This is a genomic window from Polaribacter marinivivus, assembly GCF_042651285.1.
Classification (GTDB): Bacteria; Bacteroidota; Bacteroidia; order Flavobacteriales; family Flavobacteriaceae; genus Polaribacter; species Polaribacter marinivivus.
In genome coordinates this window covers 868,993-889,418 of the sequence record NZ_JBHSCY010000001.1, presented here as the reverse complement: position 1 = coordinate 889,418, position 20,426 = coordinate 868,993, and the positions used below count along the sequence as shown (strand labels likewise).

At 29.7% G+C, this 20,426-nt stretch carries 17 protein-coding genes and 3 tRNA genes; 10 read left to right on the top strand and 10 right to left on the bottom strand.

Annotation, left to right across the window (positions count from 1 at the left end; all coding sequences use genetic code 11):
• Positions 1 to 8: 8 nt before the first annotated feature.
• Together ACFOWD_RS04180 and ACFOWD_RS04175 are read left to right on the top strand one after the other, a co-directional pair.
• On the top strand, positions 9 to 1,817 hold the full coding sequence (locus ACFOWD_RS04180; protein WP_298990905.1) for a lysophospholipid acyltransferase family protein: 1,809 nt from the start codon (positions 9 to 11) through the stop codon (positions 1,815 to 1,817).
• Between the two features lie 5 nt (positions 1,818 to 1,822).
• Positions 1,823 to 2,167 (top strand): phage holin family protein, encoded by a 345-nt coding sequence (locus ACFOWD_RS04175; RefSeq protein ID WP_377408370.1) that lies wholly within the window; start codon positions 1,823 to 1,825, stop codon positions 2,165 to 2,167.
• Position 2,168: 1 nt separating this feature from the next.
• Here the strand turns inward: ACFOWD_RS04175 and ACFOWD_RS04170 are convergent, their stop codons facing one another.
• Positions 2,169 to 3,125 carry an L-threonylcarbamoyladenylate synthase gene (locus ACFOWD_RS04170; RefSeq protein ID WP_377408369.1) on the bottom strand — a complete coding sequence of 319 codons (957 nt, stop codon included), beginning with the start codon at positions 3,123 to 3,125 and terminating at the stop codon, positions 2,169 to 2,171.
• A 151-nt stretch (positions 3,126 to 3,276) separates the two neighbouring features.
• Between ACFOWD_RS04170 and ACFOWD_RS04165 the strand changes: the two genes are divergently transcribed.
• Positions 3,277 to 4,014 carry a hypothetical protein gene (locus ACFOWD_RS04165; protein WP_377408368.1) on the top strand — a complete coding sequence of 246 codons (738 nt, stop codon included), beginning with the start codon at positions 3,277 to 3,279 and terminating at the stop codon, positions 4,012 to 4,014.
• A gap of 31 nt (positions 4,015 to 4,045) precedes the next feature.
• Here ACFOWD_RS04165 and ACFOWD_RS04160 read toward each other — a convergent pair whose 3' ends face one another.
• From ACFOWD_RS04160 to ACFOWD_RS04150, 3 genes are all read right to left on the bottom strand, one after another.
• The gene (locus tag ACFOWD_RS04160; protein WP_377408367.1) at positions 4,046 to 4,675 is read right to left on the bottom strand and encodes a hypothetical protein; all 630 of its coding nucleotides are present in this window, start codon (positions 4,673 to 4,675) and stop codon (positions 4,046 to 4,048) included.
• Between the two features lie 86 nt (positions 4,676 to 4,761).
• Entirely contained in the window at positions 4,762 to 7,614 is a 2,853-nt protein-coding gene (gene polA / locus ACFOWD_RS04155; RefSeq protein ID WP_377408365.1) for a DNA polymerase I, read from the bottom strand.
• 47 nt (positions 7,615 to 7,661) lie between these two features.
• Complete coding sequence (locus tag ACFOWD_RS04150; RefSeq protein WP_377408363.1) at positions 7,662 to 8,492, bottom strand: sterol desaturase family protein; 831 nt, start codon at positions 8,490 to 8,492, stop codon at positions 7,662 to 7,664.
• Positions 8,493 to 8,595: 103 nt separating this feature from the next.
• Between ACFOWD_RS04150 and ACFOWD_RS04145 the strand changes: the two genes are divergently transcribed.
• Complete coding sequence (locus tag ACFOWD_RS04145) at positions 8,596 to 9,819, top strand: metallophosphoesterase (RefSeq protein WP_377408361.1); 1,224 nt, start codon at positions 8,596 to 8,598, stop codon at positions 9,817 to 9,819.
• Positions 9,820 to 9,906: 87 nt separating this feature from the next.
• Positions 9,907 to 10,200 carry a thioredoxin family protein gene (locus ACFOWD_RS04140; protein WP_298990886.1) on the top strand — a complete coding sequence of 98 codons (294 nt, stop codon included), beginning with the start codon at positions 9,907 to 9,909 and terminating at the stop codon, positions 10,198 to 10,200.
• Between the two features lie 226 nt (positions 10,201 to 10,426).
• On the opposite strand, the gene ACFOWD_RS04135 is transcribed toward ACFOWD_RS04140, so the two are convergent.
• Positions 10,427 to 12,073 (bottom strand): solute:sodium symporter family transporter, encoded by a 1,647-nt coding sequence (locus ACFOWD_RS04135; RefSeq protein WP_377408358.1) that lies wholly within the window; start codon positions 12,071 to 12,073, stop codon positions 10,427 to 10,429.
• A gap of 34 nt (positions 12,074 to 12,107) precedes the next feature.
• The gene (locus ACFOWD_RS04130) at positions 12,108 to 12,287 is read right to left on the bottom strand and encodes a hypothetical protein (protein ID WP_377408357.1); all 180 of its coding nucleotides are present in this window, start codon (positions 12,285 to 12,287) and stop codon (positions 12,108 to 12,110) included.
• Between the two features lie 34 nt (positions 12,288 to 12,321).
• Between ACFOWD_RS04130 and ACFOWD_RS04125 the strand changes: the two genes are divergently transcribed.
• Positions 12,322 to 12,492, top strand: a complete 171-nt coding sequence (locus tag ACFOWD_RS04125; protein WP_377408355.1) for a hypothetical protein — start codon at positions 12,322 to 12,324, stop codon at positions 12,490 to 12,492.
• Positions 12,493 to 12,512: 20 nt separating this feature from the next.
• On the opposite strand, the gene ACFOWD_RS04120 is transcribed toward ACFOWD_RS04125, so the two are convergent.
• The 4 genes from ACFOWD_RS04120 to ACFOWD_RS04105 all read right to left on the bottom strand — a co-directional run bounded on the left by ACFOWD_RS04120 (position 12,513) and on the right by ACFOWD_RS04105 (position 13,255).
• The gene (locus ACFOWD_RS04120; protein WP_377408353.1) at positions 12,513 to 12,731 is read right to left on the bottom strand and encodes a sulfatase-like hydrolase/transferase; all 219 of its coding nucleotides are present in this window, start codon (positions 12,729 to 12,731) and stop codon (positions 12,513 to 12,515) included.
• Positions 12,732 to 12,962: 231 nt separating this feature from the next.
• Positions 12,963 to 13,048, bottom strand: a tRNA-Leu gene (locus ACFOWD_RS04115).
• Positions 13,049 to 13,069: 21 nt separating this feature from the next.
• Positions 13,070 to 13,141, bottom strand: a tRNA-Gly gene (locus ACFOWD_RS04110).
• A 40-nt stretch (positions 13,142 to 13,181) separates the two neighbouring features.
• A tRNA-Asn gene (locus ACFOWD_RS04105) sits at positions 13,182 to 13,255 on the bottom strand.
• A 184-nt stretch (positions 13,256 to 13,439) separates the two neighbouring features.
• Between ACFOWD_RS04105 and ACFOWD_RS04100 the strand changes: the two genes are divergently transcribed.
• The 4 genes from ACFOWD_RS04100 (at position 13,440) to ACFOWD_RS04085 (ending at position 20,423) form a co-directional block, all read left to right on the top strand.
• Positions 13,440 to 16,166 carry a 2-oxoglutarate dehydrogenase E1 component gene (locus ACFOWD_RS04100; protein ID WP_377408351.1) on the top strand — a complete coding sequence of 909 codons (2,727 nt, stop codon included), beginning with the start codon at positions 13,440 to 13,442 and terminating at the stop codon, positions 16,164 to 16,166.
• 34 nt (positions 16,167 to 16,200) lie between these two features.
• Complete coding sequence (gene odhB, locus ACFOWD_RS04095; protein WP_377408349.1) at positions 16,201 to 17,415, top strand: 2-oxoglutarate dehydrogenase complex dihydrolipoyllysine-residue succinyltransferase; 1,215 nt, start codon at positions 16,201 to 16,203, stop codon at positions 17,413 to 17,415.
• Positions 17,416 to 17,550: 135 nt separating this feature from the next.
• A complete protein-coding gene (locus ACFOWD_RS04090) occupies positions 17,551 to 17,919 on the top strand; it encodes a DUF2200 family protein (RefSeq protein WP_377408347.1) in 369 nt (122 codons plus the stop codon).
• Positions 17,920 to 18,017: 98 nt separating this feature from the next.
• The gene (locus tag ACFOWD_RS04085; protein ID WP_377408345.1) at positions 18,018 to 20,423 is read left to right on the top strand and encodes a helix-turn-helix domain-containing protein; all 2,406 of its coding nucleotides are present in this window, start codon (positions 18,018 to 18,020) and stop codon (positions 20,421 to 20,423) included.
• Positions 20,424 to 20,426 lie beyond the last annotated feature (3 nt).

The following is a 20,426-nucleotide window of genomic DNA, read 5'->3' as shown; positions in this document are numbered from 1 at the left end:
GATAATTTATGGCATTAGTAACATCAAAAGAGATTTCAAAAGTACTTGGTTTACAGAAACTCGGTTTTATTGGAACATTCATTGGGTGGTTACTTATTAAAGTACTTCGTATATCTGCACTCAATCGAATTTATAACAGAAATAAAAATAAGTCTGATTTAGATTTTTTGAATGGTGTTTTAGACGATTGTAATATAGAGTTTCAAGTACCAGAAGAAGATTTAAAAAGAATACCAAAAGATGGTGCTTTTATTACTATCTCTAATCATCCTTTGGGTGGTGTAGATGGTATTTTACTCTTAAAATTATTACTTGAAAAAAGAGCAGATTACAAAATTATAGCTAACTTTTTATTACATAGAATAGAGCCTTTAAAACCTTATGTAATGCCTGTAAATCCTTTTGAAAACAGAAAGGATGCAAAATCTAGTGTAGCTGGTATTAAAAGTGCATTATCTCATTTAAAAGAGGGTAAGCCATTAGGTATTTTTCCTGCAGGTGAAGTATCTACTTATAAAGATGGTAAATTAAAAGTAGACAAACCTTGGGAACAAGGAGCTGTAAGATTAATTAAAAAAGCAGAAGTACCAGTAATCCCCATTTACTTTCATGCAAAAAATAGTAGACTATTTTATATTCTATCAAAAATTAGTGATACACTTAGAACAGCTAAATTACCCTCTGAAGTAATTTCTCAAGAAGGTAAAGTTATTAAGGTTAGAATTGGTAAACCCATTTATGTAAAAGACCAACAAGAGTATAAAGACATGAATTCTTTCTACGAGTTTATTAGAAAGAAAACCTACATGTTAGCTAATCCTTTTGAAAAGAAAAGCAAACTACTATCTACAGAAAACATAAAAATAAAAAAACCTGCTAAAAAAATTACTGCTCAAAGAAATGTTGAGTCTTTTATAAAAGAAGTTGATGCCCTAAGAGAAAATAATGGTAGGCTTTTAGAAAGTAAAAATTATGAAGTGTTTTTTGCCAATGCAAAACAGATTCCTAATTTATTGCATGAAATTGGTAGACTTAGAGAAATAACCTTTAGAGATGTTGGAGAGGGTACAAACAAATCTATTGACCTAGATAAATATGATAAATATTACTATCATATGTTTTTGTGGGATAGAGATGCTAACTGCTTAGCAGGTGCCTATAGAATGGGATTAGGTAAAGAGATCTTTAAAAAATATGGTATCAATGGTTTTTATGTACAGACGCTTTTTAGGATAGAACCAGAGCTTCATCAAATGATGGAAAACACTATAGAAATGGGGCGTGCTTTTATTATAGGTGAATATCAACAAAAACCTATGCCTCTTTTCTTGTTATGGAAAGGTATTGTTCATGTAACCTTAAGGTACCCAGAACATAAATATTTAATGGGTGGTGTTTCTATTAGTAATCAATTTTCAGATTTTTCTAAATCGTTAATGATTGAGTTTATGAAATCTCATTATTACGATCCTTACATTGCTCAATACATACAACCCAAAAAAGAATTTAAGGTTCAATTAAAAGATGCAGATAAAGATTTTGTTTTTGACTCTACAAAAGCAGACATGCAAAAATTTGATAAAGTTATAGATGAAATAGAACCTGGTGCCTTACGTATTCCTGTACTTATCAAAAAATATGTAAAACAGAATGCAAGATTAGTAGCTTTTAATGTAGACCCTAAATTTAACAATGCAGTAGATGGTTTAATGTATATAAAAGTTGCTGATATTCCTGATAGTACAGTAAAACCTGTAATGGAAGAATTTCAAGCAGAATTAGAAAGAAAGGCTGCTGAAGACGCTCAGAAAAAATAATTATTATGAATACACTATTAAAAATTTTATTAACAGCTTTAGCTGTTATTGTTTTGGCTAATATTTTACCTGGGGTAAGTGTAAACGGTTATTTATCTGCTATAATTGTAGCGTTAGTAATTTCTTTATTAAACATGTTTGTAAGACCCTTACTTATATTTTTTACACTACCAGCAACTATTGTAACTTTTGGATTGTTTCTTTTTGTAATTAATGCTATTATTATTCTTTTAGCAAATAAATTAGTTGATGGCTTTACTGTAAATGGTTTTTGGACAGCACTGTTTTTTAGTATTTTACTATCTATTTTTAGATCAGCCTTATTTTCTTTACTACAGGATAAAGAATAATTTAAGAAGAAGCTCTTTTTAATCTATCATTTATAGATTTTCCTAATCCAATATTAGGTACTTTTTCAGCTATAATTACATCTAATTCTAAATGGTCTAACTCATGTAAAGCACTGTATAGTTTTGAGGCAGCTATATTCATGTCAAAATTATCTGTTAGAATAATTTCATGCACTACATCATTAGTTTTAAAAGTATCTGAAAAAGAGAGTATACCTATCTTTTTTGGTAAATACTTTTTAATTTCATCACTAATATTATCTGTAAAAACAGTTTTTGTTTTAGGTGAGTAATGCTTTTTTAACATTCCTGGAGCATCAGGATTTTCCTCTTTTTCATTCTTTACAATAACATCTCCAACCACATCTTGTATCTCTTCAATAGTAAGTGATCCTAATCTGTAAATCACTGGTTCTTCATTTTCAAAACCAATAATAGTAGATTCTATTCCTTTTAAACAATTACCTCCATCAAGCACCATTTTAATATCATTTTTAAAATAATTTTCTACGTGTTCTGGTTTTGTAGGACTAATGCTATTAAAAGGATTTGCACTTGGTGCAGCTAATGGAAATGATAGTTTTTGTAACAATTCTAAAGCAACTGGATGATTTGGTACACGAACACCCACTGTACTTTTACCAGCAGTAATTAAATCTGGGATTGTTTCCTTTTTAGGTAAAACTAAGGTCATAGAACCAGGCCAAAAATGTTGTGCTAAAATTTTTGCTTTTTCAGGCAAATAACTAACCACTTTAGTTAAATCATTGATAGAAGAAATATGGACAATTAAAGGATTAAATGAAGGTCTTTTTTTTGTTTCAAAGATTTTTTTAATTGCTTTTTCACTAAAAATATTACCTGCTAAACCATATACAGTTTCTGTAGGTATTGCAACTAATTCTTCATTAGTTAATAGACTAATTGCCTTTTGTATGTCTTTAGAAATAATGCTCATAATTTTCAGCAACAAAATTAATCATTTTTAAAGTAGTCTTTATAAAAAATAATGACTTGATAATTTTCAGTTTTCTTATAAGAACAAAAATTTAATTGATATGAGCAAAGTGAGACTCTGCCTTGATTTTATCTTTGTAAAAAAAGAAATTATGAGTACGAAAAAAATTAAAGATAGTTTAATAAACCTTTTTGTAATTGCTGCTTTTGCAATAACATTAGTAATAGTTTCATGTAATGATAAAAAGAAAAGTGAGAGAGAAATTATTGAAATAGCAGAAGTTAAAATTGTAAAAGATTCAATAGTAAAAGATAGTTTAATTAATAAGGAAATTGATAATTTAGAAGTGAATAGTTCTAAAAATGAAATGGAAATTAAAACTAGAACTTATAAAATGAAAGATGGTTCAACCATTTCATATTATTTAAATGCAAAAGGGATTGCAGGTTTTGAAGATTGGAAAGATTTTACCATTATAAACACAGAATTAGCAAAGGTTATCAATACTAATTTTGTTACTACTTCAGAAAAATTAAATAGACTAAATTATAAAGTAGCTAATCTAAGAAATTCTATTCCAGCTTATTTAAAAACAGAAGAAGTTATGGAAGATGTTGCAGATATTCAAAAAGAATATTTAGAGTTAATTTCTGAAAAAAATGCTTCTGAAAAAGAGATAAGAGAAAATTTAGAAGAATTTAATGAGCAATTTGATGATTTAAAAGAAGAATTAGACGAAACATTAAAAATGTATTTAGAAACAAAGAAAGATGCTATTGAAGAATTCAATGAGAAAATGGATGAAGGAAAATTAAATGAAGCTATTGAAGAGTATAATGAAGAAATGAAAAAGTATACCAAAAATTTAGTGAAAAACGCCAAAAAATAGATTAAAAAAAAGGTAGAAAACATCTACCTTTTTATTTTTTAAATTCAAAATAATCAAACAGCACAAAATTTTCTTGTGTTGTTTTTTTATCTCCAATAAAGCCAAGATTTTCTAAACTACAATGTGCTCTAAATGATGTTGATGCATCTACTTGTGTTTGTAACTCTTTAACCAATTGATTATTGATATACCATTTTACAAAATAGAAACCGTCTATATCTAAAAGTTCAATAGTAAATGTAGACCAGTCATTCATTTGTACAGGATATTGACTAGAGTTAAAAGGTTCAAATTGAGAAACACAAAATACAATAGCTTCATCATTTTTTAAACCCAATTTTTCTCTATCTTTTTCTTGGCCTGAACCAATTTCAAAATCAAATTCAAATTCTTTTTCTTGATTATGATACAAAAAAGCACCTATACTTACCTGTTCGTATAAGTTGAATTTAGGCACAAAAATTCGCCAAGTATACTTGCCTGTTGTAAAAGTGTTTTTACTCCTAATTTTTACACGATCATTAGAATTGGGTCTAGTAGATATTTTTAAAAACCCTTTTTCTAGTTGATAAGATGCAGGACTTTTCCAAGAATTATTTTTCCAGTTTTTTTGAAATTCTTCTTGGTTATCAAAAGTTGCTAAAAAAGGTTTTTCTGACATGTATAGAGGATTAAGGGAATTGCAACTCAATATCATCAATAATAAAAAAGAATATAAAACTTTTAGATTTTTATTCATTTTAAGTATTAATGCGCCTCCAACCAATTGTCTCCCAAGCCAATCTCAACATCTAAAGGAACACTCATTGTAAAAGCATTTTCCATTTCATGTTTTATAATTGGTTTTATGGTTTCTAATTCATCTTTATGTGCATCAAAAACTAATTCATCATGCACTTGCAGTAACATTTTAGATTTAAAACCTTCTGCTTCAAAACGCTTGTAAATATTAATCATTGCTAACTTTATAATATCAGCAGCAGACCCTTGTATTGGTGCGTTTACAGCATTTCGTTCTGCACCACTTCTAACCATTCCATTTCTAGAATTTATATCTTTTAAATATCTACGTCTATGTAAAACAGTTTCTACATAACCATGCTCTCTTGCAAAATCTACTTGAGCAGCCATATACGCTTTTAATTTAGGATAGGTTTCATAATACGTATCAATCAATTCTTTTGCTTCGCTTCTAGATAAGTTGGTTTGATTACTTAATCCAAAAGCAGAAACCCCATAGATAATTCCGAAATTCACAGTTTTTGCATTACTACGTTGTTCACGTGTAACCTCTTCTAGAGGAACATTAAACACTCTTGCAGCTGTAGAAGCATGAATATCTTCTCCATTTTTAAAGGCGTTCATCATAGTTTCTTCTTCACTTAAAGCAGCAATAATTCTTAATTCTATTTGGCTATAATCTGCAGCTAATAAAACATAGTTTTCATCTCTTGGAACAAAAGCTTTACGTACTTCACGACCTCTTTCTGTTCGAATAGGAATGTTTTGTAAATTAGGATTATTAGAACTTAAACGTCCTGTAGCAGCAACTGCTTGTGCATAAACAGTATGAATTCTATTGGTTTTCGGATTAATTTCATTAGGCAATGCATCTACATAAGTACTTTGTAGTTTTTTATACTGTCTAAACTCTAAAACATCTCTTATAATTTGATGGTCTTTTGCTAAGTAAGACAATACATCTTCTGCTGTAGAATATTGACCTGATTTAGTTTTCTTTGGTTTTTTAACCAACTCTAATTTTTCAAATAAAATAACACCTAATTGTTTGGGTGATGCAATATTAAACTCTTCTCCTGCTTGCTCGTAAATACTTTTTTCTAATCTTAAGATATCATCAGATAACGCAACAGAAAGTTCTTTTAAAAAATCTGTATCAACATTAATACCTTCTATTTCCATAGCTGTTAAAACAGATACTAATGGTAATTCAACCTCGTTAAACAATTTGGTTACGTTCCCACTTTCTAATTCCTTGGTAAAATGCTCTTTTAATTGATAGGTAATATCTGCATCTTCAACAGCATATTCTGTTTGATCTTTAATAGGTACAACTCGCATTGAAAGTTGATTTTTCCCTTTTTTACCAATCAATTCTGTAATAGAAACTGGTTGATAATTTAGATAGGTTTCTGCTAAAACATCCATATTATGCCTCATATCTGGATTAATAAGATAATGTGCAATCATGGTATCAAACAAATTGCCTTTTACTGGCATATTATAATTTGACAATACTTTTATGTCGTATTTTAAATTATGACCTACTTTTTCTATATCCGACTCAAAAAATGGTCTAAATTCTTCTAAAATAGCTTTAGTTTCTTCTTGATTTTCTGGAAAAGAAACGTAAAATCCTTTGCCTTTTTCCCATGAGAAAGCAATGCCTATTAACTCAACTTCTAAGGCTTTTAAACCAGTAGTTTCAGTATCGAAACAAACAGAGGTTTGTTGCATTAATTTCTGAAGTAATAATTTTCTAGAAAGAGGAGAATTTATATGTTGATATAAATGATTTGTATTTTCTATGGTTTTAAACCCAGACAAACTTTCTTCTTCAGAAACACTTCCAGAACCTGGAGCAGCAAATAAATCAAACTGACCTTCTGTATTAGTAGTTGGTTTTTGTGATTTTGGTTTTTGAGGTTTCTCTGTTTCACCAGAATTAGTAGTAGAATTTTCTTGTGTTGATGTTTCTGTTGCAAATGTTTTTAAGAAGTTTGTTAATAATTGTCTAAACTCAAGTTCGTTAAAAATTTCTGTTACTTTTTCTATATCAGGTTCATCTAAAGTAAAGTCATTAGCATCAAAAGTTACAGGAACATCTAACATAATTGTTGCTAATTTTTTAGATAATAAACCCAGTTCTTTATTAGCCTCTACTTTCTCTTTCATTTTACCTTTAAGTTGATCTGTGTTGGCTAACAAACCTTCCATTGATCCAAACTGAGCTAAAAACTTTTTTGCAGTTTTTTCTCCAACTCCTGGTAACCCAGGAATATTATCAGAAGAATCTCCCATCATTCCTAAAAAATCAATGACTTGTAGTGGATTTTCTACCTCAAATTTTTTCTGAACTTCTGGTATTCCCCATACATCATAACCACCTCCAAAACGTGGTTTGTACATAAAGATATTTTCTGAAACTAGTTGTGCAAAATCTTTATCAGGTGTTACCATAAAGGTTTGGTATCCTTCTTTTTCTGCTTGTTTAGAAAGTGTACCAATTACATCATCTGCCTCAAAACCTTCTTTTACCATAATTGGAATATGCATAGCTCTTAAAATACTTTCTATATAAGGTATTGCAAGTCTTATGGCTTCTGGAGTTTCATCTCTATTGGCTTTATAAGCTTCAAACATTTCTACTCTATCTGCACTTCCTCCTTTATCAAAACAAACAGCTAAATGATCTGGTCTTTCACGTTTTATGACATCTAATAAAGAATTCATAAAACCCATTATTGCAGAAGTATCTAACCCTTTAGAATTTATTCTTGGGTTTTTTATAAATGCGTAATATCCTCGAAAAATTAATGCGTAAGCATCAACTAAAAAAAGTCTTTTTTTGTCTGACATTTGTATCTTTTTGATAAAGATATAAAGCTACAAAAAAGGATTATAAATTAAGGATTGTAAGGCACAGATTTTAGACCTTTTTGAAAAGGCGCTTTTAACTGATAAACAATATCATCAGATTTTTCTGCATCTAAAATATCTACACCATATACAATATCCTTTGTGTCTTCATAAACAAATGTGCCAAAAATTCGATCCCAAAAAGAAAAAATATTACCAAAATTAGTATCTGTCCATGGCATTACATGATGATGATGAAATTTGTGGGTATTTGGTGAAATAAACACATAACTAATTGCTTTATCTATTTTTACGGGTAAACTTATATCTGCATGTGAAAAATAAGTAAATAATACTGTAAGAATTCTATACATTAAATAATATGCGACTGGTAAGCCAGCAATTAAAACGCCAATCAATGCAAAAGTTTCTCTAAAAATAAAATCAATAGGATGATGTCTTGTGCCAGAAGTAACATCTACATGAGTATCACTATGATGAACCGTATGAAAACGCCACATAAAAGGCACTTTATGTAATAAATAATGTACTACATATTGAGAGGTGAAATCTAAAATCATGATTGCTAGAATAATTTCAATCCAAACAGGCCAATCAACCATATTTAATAAACCAAAGTTCGAAGATTCAATCCAATTAAAAACACCAACTGTAAGCAATCCAAAAACAACATTAATTATCATTGTAGAAAGCAATAAAACTAAATTAGTTTTAGCATGTTTCCATTTGTTATATTGGTGTTTCTTTAGAGGATACACACCTTCTAAAACCCAAAACACAGATAAACAACCTACAATCCAAATAAACTTTTGAAGGCTAGTAAGGTTTTCAAAAAAAGCTACAACAGAATCTATCATTTCATTATTTTTTGTGTCTAAATTTACTAAAAACTTTAACTTGTTGTTAAAATTCTTTCGTGTTTTAACAACTACCTTTGCTGCATTTTAATAAGTTTTATTTATGTCTCGCTTTATTTTTTCACTAATAATTTTAGTTTTTTTAGCTGTTATACTTGAAATATATTCTTTTCAAGCTTTTAAAACAATTAGTAAAAATAAGCTCATAAGATTTGGTTTTTTAGCAGCAAGTATTCTTGTTTATATAAACTTTTTTATTACTGTACTTTCATATGACAGAAAAAACGGACAAACACCTCAATTTCAAATGTCTATGGGGTTAGTTTTAACGTTTTTAATACCAAAATTATTAATTTTAATTATTCTTTTTGGTGAAGATATTTATCGATTTACAGTTAAACTAATCTCCTCGATTTCTAATTCAGAAACGCAAACTATACCAGGTAGAAGAAAGTTTATTTCTCAAATTGCTTTAGGTATTGCTGCTATACCTTTTGTGTCTTTTATTTATGGGATAATACAAGGTAAATACAACTATAAAGTTTTAAAATATCAATTAACTTTTGATGATTTACCAGAAGCATTTGACGGTTATACAATTACACAGATAAGTGATATTCATTCAGGTAGTTTTACTAACAAAGAAAAAATACAATATGGAGTTGATCTGATAAATGAACAAAAATCAGATTTAATGCTATTTACAGGAGATATTGTTAACAATACTGCTGATGAAATGGATGATTGGATTGATGTTTTTTCTAAATTAGAAGCTAAAGAAGGTAAATATTCTATTTTAGGTAATCATGATTATGGCGATTATATGGACTGGAAAAATCCAGAAGACAAAATAAAAAACTTTGAAAAAATTAAAGGAATTCATAAAAAAATTGGCTTTGAATTACTTTTAAATGAAAGTAGATATCTAGAAAAAAATGGACAAAAAGTTGCTTTAATTGGGGTTGAAAATTGGGGTAAAGGATTTAATAAAGCAGGTGATATTAAAAAAGCTTCTTTAAATGTTAATAAAGAAGATTTTAAGATTCTAATGAGTCATGATCCTAGTCATTGGGAAGTCATGATAAAAAAAGATGATTTTAATTATCATTTAACTTTAAGTGGTCATACACATGGTTTACAGATGGGTATAGAGATTCCTGGTTTTTTTAGATTTAGTCCTTCTCAATTTGTTTATAAACAATGGGCTGGTTTGTATCAAGAGTTTGGAAGATACATCAATGTAAATAGAGGTTTTGGTTATCATGCATTTCCAGGAAGAGTTGGTATTTGGCCAGAAATTACTGTTATAGAATTGAAAAAAGCCTGATTATCAGGTTATTTAATTAGATTTGTTATATTTGTATTTACACATATATTTATACGTGTTATTTTGTTTCCAAAAAAAATATAAAATATGACAAAATTTGGAGAATTAATTAGTGTTGATAAGCCTGTTTTAATTGATTTTTATGCAGATTGGGATGAGGTTGAAAACAGTGTTGATACTTTAAGAGATGTTGCAGCTGCTTTAGGAGATAGAGCAAAAGTCATTAAAATTGATATCAAAAAAAACGAAACTCTTGCTGATGCCTTAAGAGTAAAAGGGAATCCTACTTTTATGATTTATAAAAATGGAGAAATGAAGTGGAGACAAACAGGATATCAAGATGCAAATACTTTAATAGGTCTTGTACAACAATATTTATAAAAATTTTAATAAATAAAAAAGCTCAACTATTACTAGTTGAGCTTTTTTGTACTGAAGATGGGACTTGAACCCAAACTTTAAAACAGAGCTGAATTTTATATCTATAATTTATTAGTAGTAAGATTCGAAAAACTCTTATTTAATTGACAAACTTTTTTTAGACATTAAAATAAAATTATTTATAGGTTAAAAGAGTTATATTAATTTTACAATAGTTTCTTAATTTTTAAGCAAAATAAGCATATACAGCAATCACAATAATAGTGATTAAAAGTCCAACTTGTTTCACATATTTCCAAGGTGTAATATCTACCTGTTTTGTATATTCTTGAATGTAAGGTTTTTTGCGAGGTTTGAGCTTACCAATAACTAACATTATTAGAATATTCAAAACAAATAAAATAGCCATAATGTCTAAGAAATGTGGATAAGCTTGCGCTTTTATTAAGGCTAAATCTACTGCACTTTTAATACCTTCTGATGTAGCATTTTCTAATGCTGAATTTACAAAATATGGCTGTAAGATAAACTGACTAATTATATACAACAAACATCCAGAAATTAACCCAATTTTAGCTGCAATGGCTGGTACTTTTTTAGTTGTAAACCCTACAACAATTATTGTTAAAATCGGGATACTATATATACCATTTATTTCTTGTAAATAATCAAAAAGGCTTCCTGCATTTGCAATTAAGGGGGCAATACACATGGCTGCTAAAGCCAGAATAATTCCAAATATTTTACCATACTTTACAACAGTTTTTTCATCAGCAGTTTTATTGATGTGTTGTTTATATACATCAATACCAAATAAGGTAACAGAACTATTTAAAACACTATTAAATGAACTTAAGATAGCACCAAATAACACAGCAGCAAAAAAACCTAGCCATTCTTTAGGGAGTACTTTTTTTACAAGCAAAGGATAAGCACTATCTGCAGTTTCTAAATTTCCTTCAAATAAATGAAAAGCGATTAACCCAGGTAAAACCACAATAATTGGACCCAATATTTTAATAAAAGAAGCTAACAATAATCCTTTCTGTCCTTCCTTTAAATCTTTAGCTCCTAAAGCTCTTTGTATAATTTGTTGATTGGTTCCCCAATAAAAAAGCTGTACTAGCATCATACCTGTAAAAATGGTATAAAAGGGAACAGGATCTGTTGCACCTCCCATAGATTTAAATTTCTCAGGATTTTCAGAAACCAAAATATCTAATCCATTAAATAAGTTCCCATCACCAATTAATAGCAGTCCAAAAATAGGAATTAACAATCCACCTATTAGTAAACCTATTGCATTAATAGAATCTGAAACTGCAACTGCTTTTAAGCCTCCAAAAACAGCATAGATAGAGCCAATTATTCCTATGCCCCAGACACAAATCCAAATAGACTGAGTTTGTGAAACTCCTAATAGTTCAGGAATATCAAACATACCACTTACAGCTAAAGACCCTGAATAAAGTATTATAGGTAAAAGTACAACTACATAACCTGTTAGAAATAAAACAGAGGTTAGTGTTTTTGTAGATACATCAAATCTCTTTTCTAGAAAACCAGGAATTGTAGTAAGACCACCTTTTAAATATTTTGGCAGTAAATAAACAGCAGTTACAATCATGGCTATAGCTGCTAACGTTTCCCAAACCATAACAGATAATCCACTTGAATAGGAAGAACCATTAAGACCTACAATTTGCTCTGTAGACAAATTGGTTAATAATAACGAACCAGCAATGACACCAGCTGTTAAGCTTCTACCTCCTAAAAAATATCCATCAGAGGTGCTTTCTGAAGTTTTTCTTGTTGCTAAGTATGATATGATAGCTACTAATGCTGTGAAGCCAATGAATGTTAAGATTTGCATATTATTTAGTTAATTGTTTTGTTATAAAATATTATTATTCAAAAATCACCTCTTTTACTCTTATTTGGTAATCTTCTCCTCTTAGTTTGATAAATATTTCTTTCATTTCTAACAGTTTTTTTGGATTAGTTTTAGCTAAATTGTTTTGTTGTCCTTTATCCTCTACTACGTTGTACAATTGCTCATAAGGAAAGTTACCAACTTCAATACCCACTGCTTCTCTATAATTTTTACCTATATAAGCAGGTATGTATAACCAATCTCCACTTCTAAGTGCTGTTTTTCCTGTAGCCTCAATAATTAAGTTTTTTCTTCCTTCTTTTGATTTTCCTAGTAAAACATCTGCTAAATTTTTACTGTCTGTATTTGTTACTTTTGCACCTACAATTTCAGCAATTGAGGCTAATAAATCTATCTGACAAACGATAGCATTAGACGTTTAAGGTTTTATTTTACCTTTCCAATAGGTTATAAAAGGAACTCTTGTACCAGCTTCAAAAATACTATACTTACCTCCACGTAAACCTCCTTTTGGGTCATGATTTCCAATCTTTTCAACAGCATCATCATAATAACCATCGTTTAAAACTGGGCCATTATCACTTGAAAAAACAATTAACGTATTTTCCATTATACCTTCTTGCTCTAGAGTTTTCATAAACTCACCAATAACCCAATCTGCCTCTAAAATAACAATCTCCTCTTGGACCCATACATAATATTTACAATCATAAATACTTTATAGAAAGTAAAGTAATTACCTTAAAATGTCTGTCAAAAGTTTAACAATTATAAGATATTCTTTTAAATATAAGTTTAGTTTATTTAATTCTTAAACTGTTAGTATTTAAAAAACAAAAAATCCGTAACATTTGCGTTACGGATTTTGTACTGAAGATGGGACTTGAACCCATACGAGCATTACTGCTCACTGGATTTTAAGTCCAGCGTGTCTACCAATTCCACCACTTCAGCATTGGTATTTTAATGTTGTAGAGCGAAAGACGGGATTTGAACCCGCGACCCTCACCTTGGCAAGGTGATGCTCTACCCCTGAGCTACTTTCGCAGTCTTATTTTTAAAGAACGTAAGCCGTAGCTTAATTTTGCTCCCCCTCTTGGGCTCGAACCAAGGACCCTCTGATTAACAGTCAGATGCTCTAACCAACTGAGCTAAGGAGGAGTTTGCATCACATTTTGTGAATAGCGAGTGCAAATATATATCTTTTTAAAAAACTGCCAAACACTTTTTTTAAATTTTTTAATAAATCTTTAAGTATTAATATTTAAAAATAAATATCTACTATTCTTAAAAATTGTATTTTTGTATCTACAATTTGCTTACAAAAAAAAGCACAAACTATTATATGGACAAATATTCGTTCTTAAACGCAGCACATACTGGCTTTATAGCCGATTTATATGACAAATATTTAATAAATCCAGATGCTATAGAACCTAGTTGGAGAAGTTTTTTTCAAGGTTATGATTTAGCAAATGAAAGCTATTCTATAAAAGAAGAAGAAAACTTTGAAATACCTCAAGAGGTAAAAAAAGAGTTTTTAGTTATAGATCTAATTAATGGATATAGAACTAGAGGCCACTTATTTACTAAAACTAACCCTGTAAGAGAAAGAAGACAATATAAACCTACTCTAGATATCGAAAATTTCGGTTTAACCGAAAACGATTTAGACTTAGAGTTTTCTGCAGGAGAAATTTTAGGCTTAGGTAAAACTACACTTTCTAATATAATTGATAATCTAAAACGTATATACTGTGATTCTATTGGAGTTGAATACATGTACATGCGTAATCCTGAAAAATTAAAATGGTGGCAAAATCGTTTAAATCAAAACGACAATCACCCTAATTATGATGTTGAGGATAAAAAATACATTCTTACTAAATTAAACCAGGCTGTTACTTTTGAAAGTTTTTTACAAACTAAATATGTAGGCCAAAAACGTTTTTCTTTAGAAGGTGGTGAAACTTTAATTCCTGGAATGAGTGTGATGCTTAGACAGGCTGCTGAAAAATTTGATGTTAAAGAATGTGTTTTAGGAATGGCTCACAGAGGTCGTTTAAACACATTAGTAAACATATTTAAAAAACCTGTTAGAGAATTATTTAGTGAATTTGAAGGTAAAGATTTTGAAGATGAAGATATAGATGGTGATGTAAAATATCACTTAGGTTTAACATTAAGTAAAACCTATAGAGATGGTCATGAAATTAAAATGAATTTAGTGCCAAACCCATCTCACTTAGAAACTGTTGCAGCTGTTGCAGAAGGTATTACTAGAGCTAAAATTGACAGAAAATATGATGGAGACTCAAGTAAAATTTTACCAATAGTAATTCATGGAGATGCAGCTATTGCTGGTCAAGGTATTGCTTATGAAGTGGTACAAATGGCTAAATTAAATGGCTACAAAACTGGTGGAACCATTCATATTGTAGTAAATAATCAAATTGGTTTTACAACAAACTATTTAGATGGTCGTTCAAGTACCTATTGTACAGATGTTGGTAAAGTTACATTATCTCCTGTTTTACATGTAAATGCAGATGATACAGAAGCTGTATGTCATGCTATGCAAATGGCATTAGAGTTTAGAATGCGATTTAAAACAGACATATTTATTGATTTATTAGGATATCGTAAATATGGGCATAATGAAGGTGATGAGCCTCGTTTTACACAACCTACTTTATATAAAGCAATCTCAAAACATAAAGATCCAAAAAACCTTTATGCTTCTAAATTAATAGAAGAAAAATCTATTAGTTCATCTTATGTAGATGAAATTACTGCTGAATATAAAGGGATGTTAGAAACAGAGTTTGATAAATCTAAAGAAGATAAAAACTCAAAAGTAAAAGAGTTTATGAAATCTACTTGGGAAGGCTTTGAACGTCAACACCAAGAAGCCATGTTAAAGGCTCTAGATACGACTTATTCAGTAGACAAATTAAAAGACATTGCAAAAGTTGTTTCTACAGTTCCTGAAGGAGTAAACTTTGTTCGAAAAGCAGAACGTATTTTAAAAGGAAGAGAAAAAATGGTCTTTGAAACCAATCAATTAGATTGGGGAATGGCTGAAAATTTAGCTTATGGTTCTTTAATGGAAGAAGGCTACAATGTTCGTATTTCTGGACAAGATGTAGAGAGAGGTACTTTTTCTCACAGACATGCCATTTTACGTGATGAAAAAACCGAAGAAAGAATCAATTTATTAAATACCAATCCAAACAATAAAGGACAAATGACGATTTATAATTCGTTATTGTCTGAATATGGTGTGTTAGGTTTTGATTATGGTTATGCTATGGGTAACCCTAATACATTAACCATTTGGGAAGCACAATTTGGAGATTTTTCTAATGGTGCACAAATTATGTTTGATCAATATATTTCTGCTGCAGAAGATAAATGGAAAGTACAAAATGGTATTGTTGTATTATTACCTCATGGTTATGAAGGCCAAGGTTCTGAACACTCATCAGCAAGAATAGAAAGATATTTACAATTATGTGCAGAAGATAATATGACAGTAGCTAACTGTACAACTCCTGCAAATTTCTATCATTTATTACGTCGTCAAATGAAACGTGATTATAGAAAACCTTTAATTGTATTTACACCTAAAAGCTTATTACGTCATCCAAAAGCAGTAAATTCTATAGAAGAATTAGCCTCTGGAGAATTCCAAGAAGTTATTGATGATACTTTAAATCCAGATGGTATCAAAAAACTGGTATTTTGTATGGGTAAATTCTATTACGATTTATTAGAAGAAAGAGAACAATTAGAAAGAGAAGATATTGCTTTAGTTAGAATAGAGCAGTTATTTCCTCTACATAAAGAAAAAATTCAAAAAATTATCGATAGATATCCAAATGTAGAAGAATATATTTGGGCACAAGAAGAACCTAGAAATATGGGAGCTTGGAGTTACATGCTTCAGCGTTTTGAGTTGAAAAACCTAACTGTACGTTCTCGTAATTATTATGCTGTTCCAGCAGCAGGTTCTAGCACACGATTTAAAAAGCGACATAGAGCTGTAATCGATAGTGTATTTAATAATTAAAAATAAAATTTCAGAAAATAATAAATAAGAAACCATGAGTGTTTTAGAAATGAAAGTTCCTTCTCCAGGAGAATCAATTACAGAAGTAGAAATTGCAACTTGGTTAGTTGAAGATGGAGATTATGTAGAAAAAGACCAACCTATTGCAGAAGTAGATTCTGACAAAGCTACTTTAGAGTTACCTGCAGAAGAAAGTGGAATCATCACTTTAAAAGCAGAAGAAGGTGATGCTGTTGCTGTAGGTGAAGTAGTTTGCTTAATAGATACTAGTGCATCAAAACCAGAAGGTGGTTCATCTGACAAAAAAGAAGAGGCTCCTAAAGAAGAGAAAAAAGCAGAAACTAAAGAAGCGCCTAAAGCTGAAACTTATGCTACAGGAACAGCTTCTCCTGCTGCTAAAAAAGTATTAGCAGAAAAAGGTATTGAGGCTTCATCTGTAAAGGGAACAGGTAAAGATGGCAGAATTACTAAAGAAGATGCTGTAAAAGCTGTGCCTTCTATGGGAACTCAACCAGCTAATGGTTCTAGAGGAACAGAACGTAAGAAAATGTCTATGTTACGTAGAAAAGTTTCTGAACGTTTAGTATCTGTTAAAAATGATACTGCAATGTTAACAACGTTTAACGAAGTTAATATGCAACCTATTTTTGATTTACGTTCTCAATACAAAGAAGAATTTAAAGCAAAACACGGAGTTGGTTTAGGATTTATGTCTTTCTTTACTTTAGCAGTAGTTAGAGCTTTAAAAATGTATCCAGATGTAAACTCTATGATTGATGGAGATTACCAAATAAAACACGATTTCCAAGATATTTCAATTGCAGTTTCTGGTCCTAAAGGATTAATGGTCCCTGTAATAAGAAATGCGGAAAACTTATCTTTTAGAGGAGTAGAATCTGAAGTAAAACGTTTGGCACTAAGAGCTAGAGATGGACAAATTACCATTGATGAAATGACAGGAGGTACATTTACCATTACTAATGGTGGTGTATTTGGTTCTATGTTATCTACGCCTATTATAAATCCTCCACAAAGTGGAATTTTAGGCATGCATAACATTGTAAACAGACCTATTGCTGTTGATGGTGCTGTAACAATTGCTCCTATTATGTATGTGGCATTATCTTACGATCATAGAATTATTGATGGTCGTGAATCTGTTGGTTTCTTAGTAGCTGTTAAAGAAGCTTTAGAAAACCCAGTTGAGTTGTTAATGGATAATAATCCTGAAAAGGCTTTAGAAATGTAGGCAAGCATCTTGCCAAATAAAAACATCAAACTAAGCTCGTCTAAGTTTGTTATAAATTTTAAAATCCTAAGCTTTTGCTTGGGATTTTTTCGTTTATAGATTTTTAGTAAATTGCTACATTAACACTTAATTTGTATGAAAGTTACCGCTAAAAAAAACGAACAAGTTGCTAATATGATTTTTGGGTCTATTTATCCTCATTATCTAAATAGAATAGTAAAAAATGGAAGAACTAAAGAAGAACTAGATACAGTTATTGAGTGGCTTACTGGTTATAACCATAAAATTTTACAAAAACTTATTGATGAAAAAGTAACTTTTAGAACATTTTTTGAGAAGGCAAAAATGCATCCTAATTCAAACTTGATTAAAGGAGTTGTTTGTGGTTATAGAATTGAAGAAATAGAAGATGAATTTATCATATATAAACAATGTAGACAATTGGAAAAGTTAATTGATGAATTAGCAAAAGGAAGAAAAATGGAGAAAATTTTAAGAGCTTAAAAAAATTATTTTTCATATTATTTATAAATCTGTGTACATAATTTAAGAATTCTAAAGATGTAATTTTTATATTGTTTAAATTGCACAAAAAAGCTCAAATGCCTAAAAATCCTGAACTAGAACTTGCTTTTGACTTTATCAATAAAACCGATAGAAACCTTTTTATCACAGGAAAAGCAGGTACAGGTAAAACCACTTTTTTACATAAAATAAAAAATGAATCCTTAAAAAGAATGGTTATTGTAGCTCCTACAGGTGTTGCTGCCATTAATGCAAAAGGAGTTACCATTCACTCTTTTTTTCAAATGCCTTTTGGCCCTATTTTACCCAACCAAATTGCAAATACTTCTAATGCGCAAAGAAAATTTTCGAAAACAAAAATAGATATCATCAAATCTTTAGATTTAGTTATTATTGATGAAATTTCTATGGTTCGTGCAGATCTGTTAGATGGTATAGATCAAGTTTTACGTAGGTATAAAAATAGAAATCAAGTTTTTGGTGGTGCACAAATTTTAATGATAGGAGATTTACAGCAATTAGCACCAGTTGTAAAACCTAATGAATGGAGTTTGCTAAGAAACCACTATGAAACCATGTATTTTTTTAGTAGTAAAGCTTACAAAGAAGCCAATGTAATTTCTATAGAATTAAAGCATATTTACCGTCAAAAAAATGAAGATTTTATTACCATTTTAAATGAAATAAGAAACGATAATTTAACGCAAGCCTCAGAAAAAATACTAAATAGAAGATACAATCCAGATTTTTCTCCTACCAAAGAAGAAGGTTATATCACCTTAACTACACACAACAGAAGAGCGAATGCTATTAACGAAGCTGAACTTAATAAACTCAAAAATAGCAGTTACTTTTTTGAGGCAGAAGTTTCTGGAAAATTTAACGAAAACTCGTATCCAAATGATGCAACACTAGAGCTAAAAATTGGAGCTCAAGTGATGTTTATAAAAAATGATTCTTCACCTGAAAAAAGATATTTTAATGGAAAAATTGGTGTAATTACAGATCTATCAAGAGAAAACGTAACAGTAAAATGCCCAAATGAAACTGAGGAAATTGTTACAGAGTTTGAACTTTGGGATAATGTAAATTATTCAATTAACGAAGAAACTAAAGAAATTAAAGAAGACATTATTGGCTCTTTTAAACAGATTCCTTTACGATTGGCTTGGGCAATTACCATTCATAAAAGCCAAGGATTAACCTTTGATAAAGCCATTATAGATGCAGAGGCTTCTTTTGCTCATGGTCAAACATATGTAGCTTTAAGTAGATGTACTTCTTTAGAAGGTTTGGTTTTAAAAACACCAATTTCTAGCAACGCAATTATTAACGATCAAACTGTAAGTTCTTTTAATGAAAGTGTAGAAGAAAATCATCCAAGTGAGCAAGAGTTGTTAGAATCAGAAAAACAATTTCAACTGAATTTAATCTCAGAATTGTTTGATTTTCAATCATTTTTATACCCAACAACAAGAATGATTGATATTTTTTATAAAAATCAAACCAGTATAAAAGGAGATGTTATTGATCATTTGCAAACTATAAAAGATGATGGAGTTGTTAATTTAATGAAAGTCTCTAATGGATTTAAACATCAATTAAATAAAATTTCTGATGACAATATCTTGCCAGAAAATAGTTCAGTAATTCAAGAACGATTTACAAAAGGAGTAGATTATTTTATCAATCAAACAAAAAATAATATTCAAAAACCATTAGATGCCATTTCATTTTCATCTGATAACAAAGGAGTAAAAAAAGATTTTTCTAAACAGTTTGATAGTCTTCAAGAAAAATTAGAAGAGAAATTATTTGCCCTAGAAAAAATGACAAAAGGTTTTTATGTAAAAAACTTTTTGCAAGTAAGAGCAAATGCTGTTTTACAAAAAACAGCACCAAAAAAGAAGAAGAAATTATCTTCTAAAAGAGATCCTTTATTAGCATTAAAACTTCGTGAGTTAAGAGATGATATTGCTAAAGCAGAAATGATACCTCATTTTCAAATATTTACACAAGAAACTTTATACAACATGTGTGATGCTTTGCCTAGAACAGCAGCAGAATTACTTAAAGTAAATGGAATGGGTAAAGTTCGTGTAAAAAAATACGGAGAAGAAATTCTAGAAGTTATTGAGCAATATTGCTCAGAAAACGGAATCAATTCATTCAACGAACAAAAAAAAGAAAATAAAAAAAATACTAAACAAATTACTTTTGAATTGTTTAAAGCAGGTTTGTCACCCAAAGAAATTGCTAAGGAACGTAAGCTAACATTAAATACTATTCAGAGTCATTTAATGACATTTATTCCACTAGGTGAAGTAGATATTTTAGAATTAATTCCGCTTAAAAAATATAAAAAAATCATTTCTCAAATAGAAGAAGTAGAATTTAAAAACCTTACAGAATTGAAAGAAAAAGTAGATAAATCTTTTACTTTTATGGAGTTACGAATGGTTTTATTGTCTATGGAAAGTTAAATT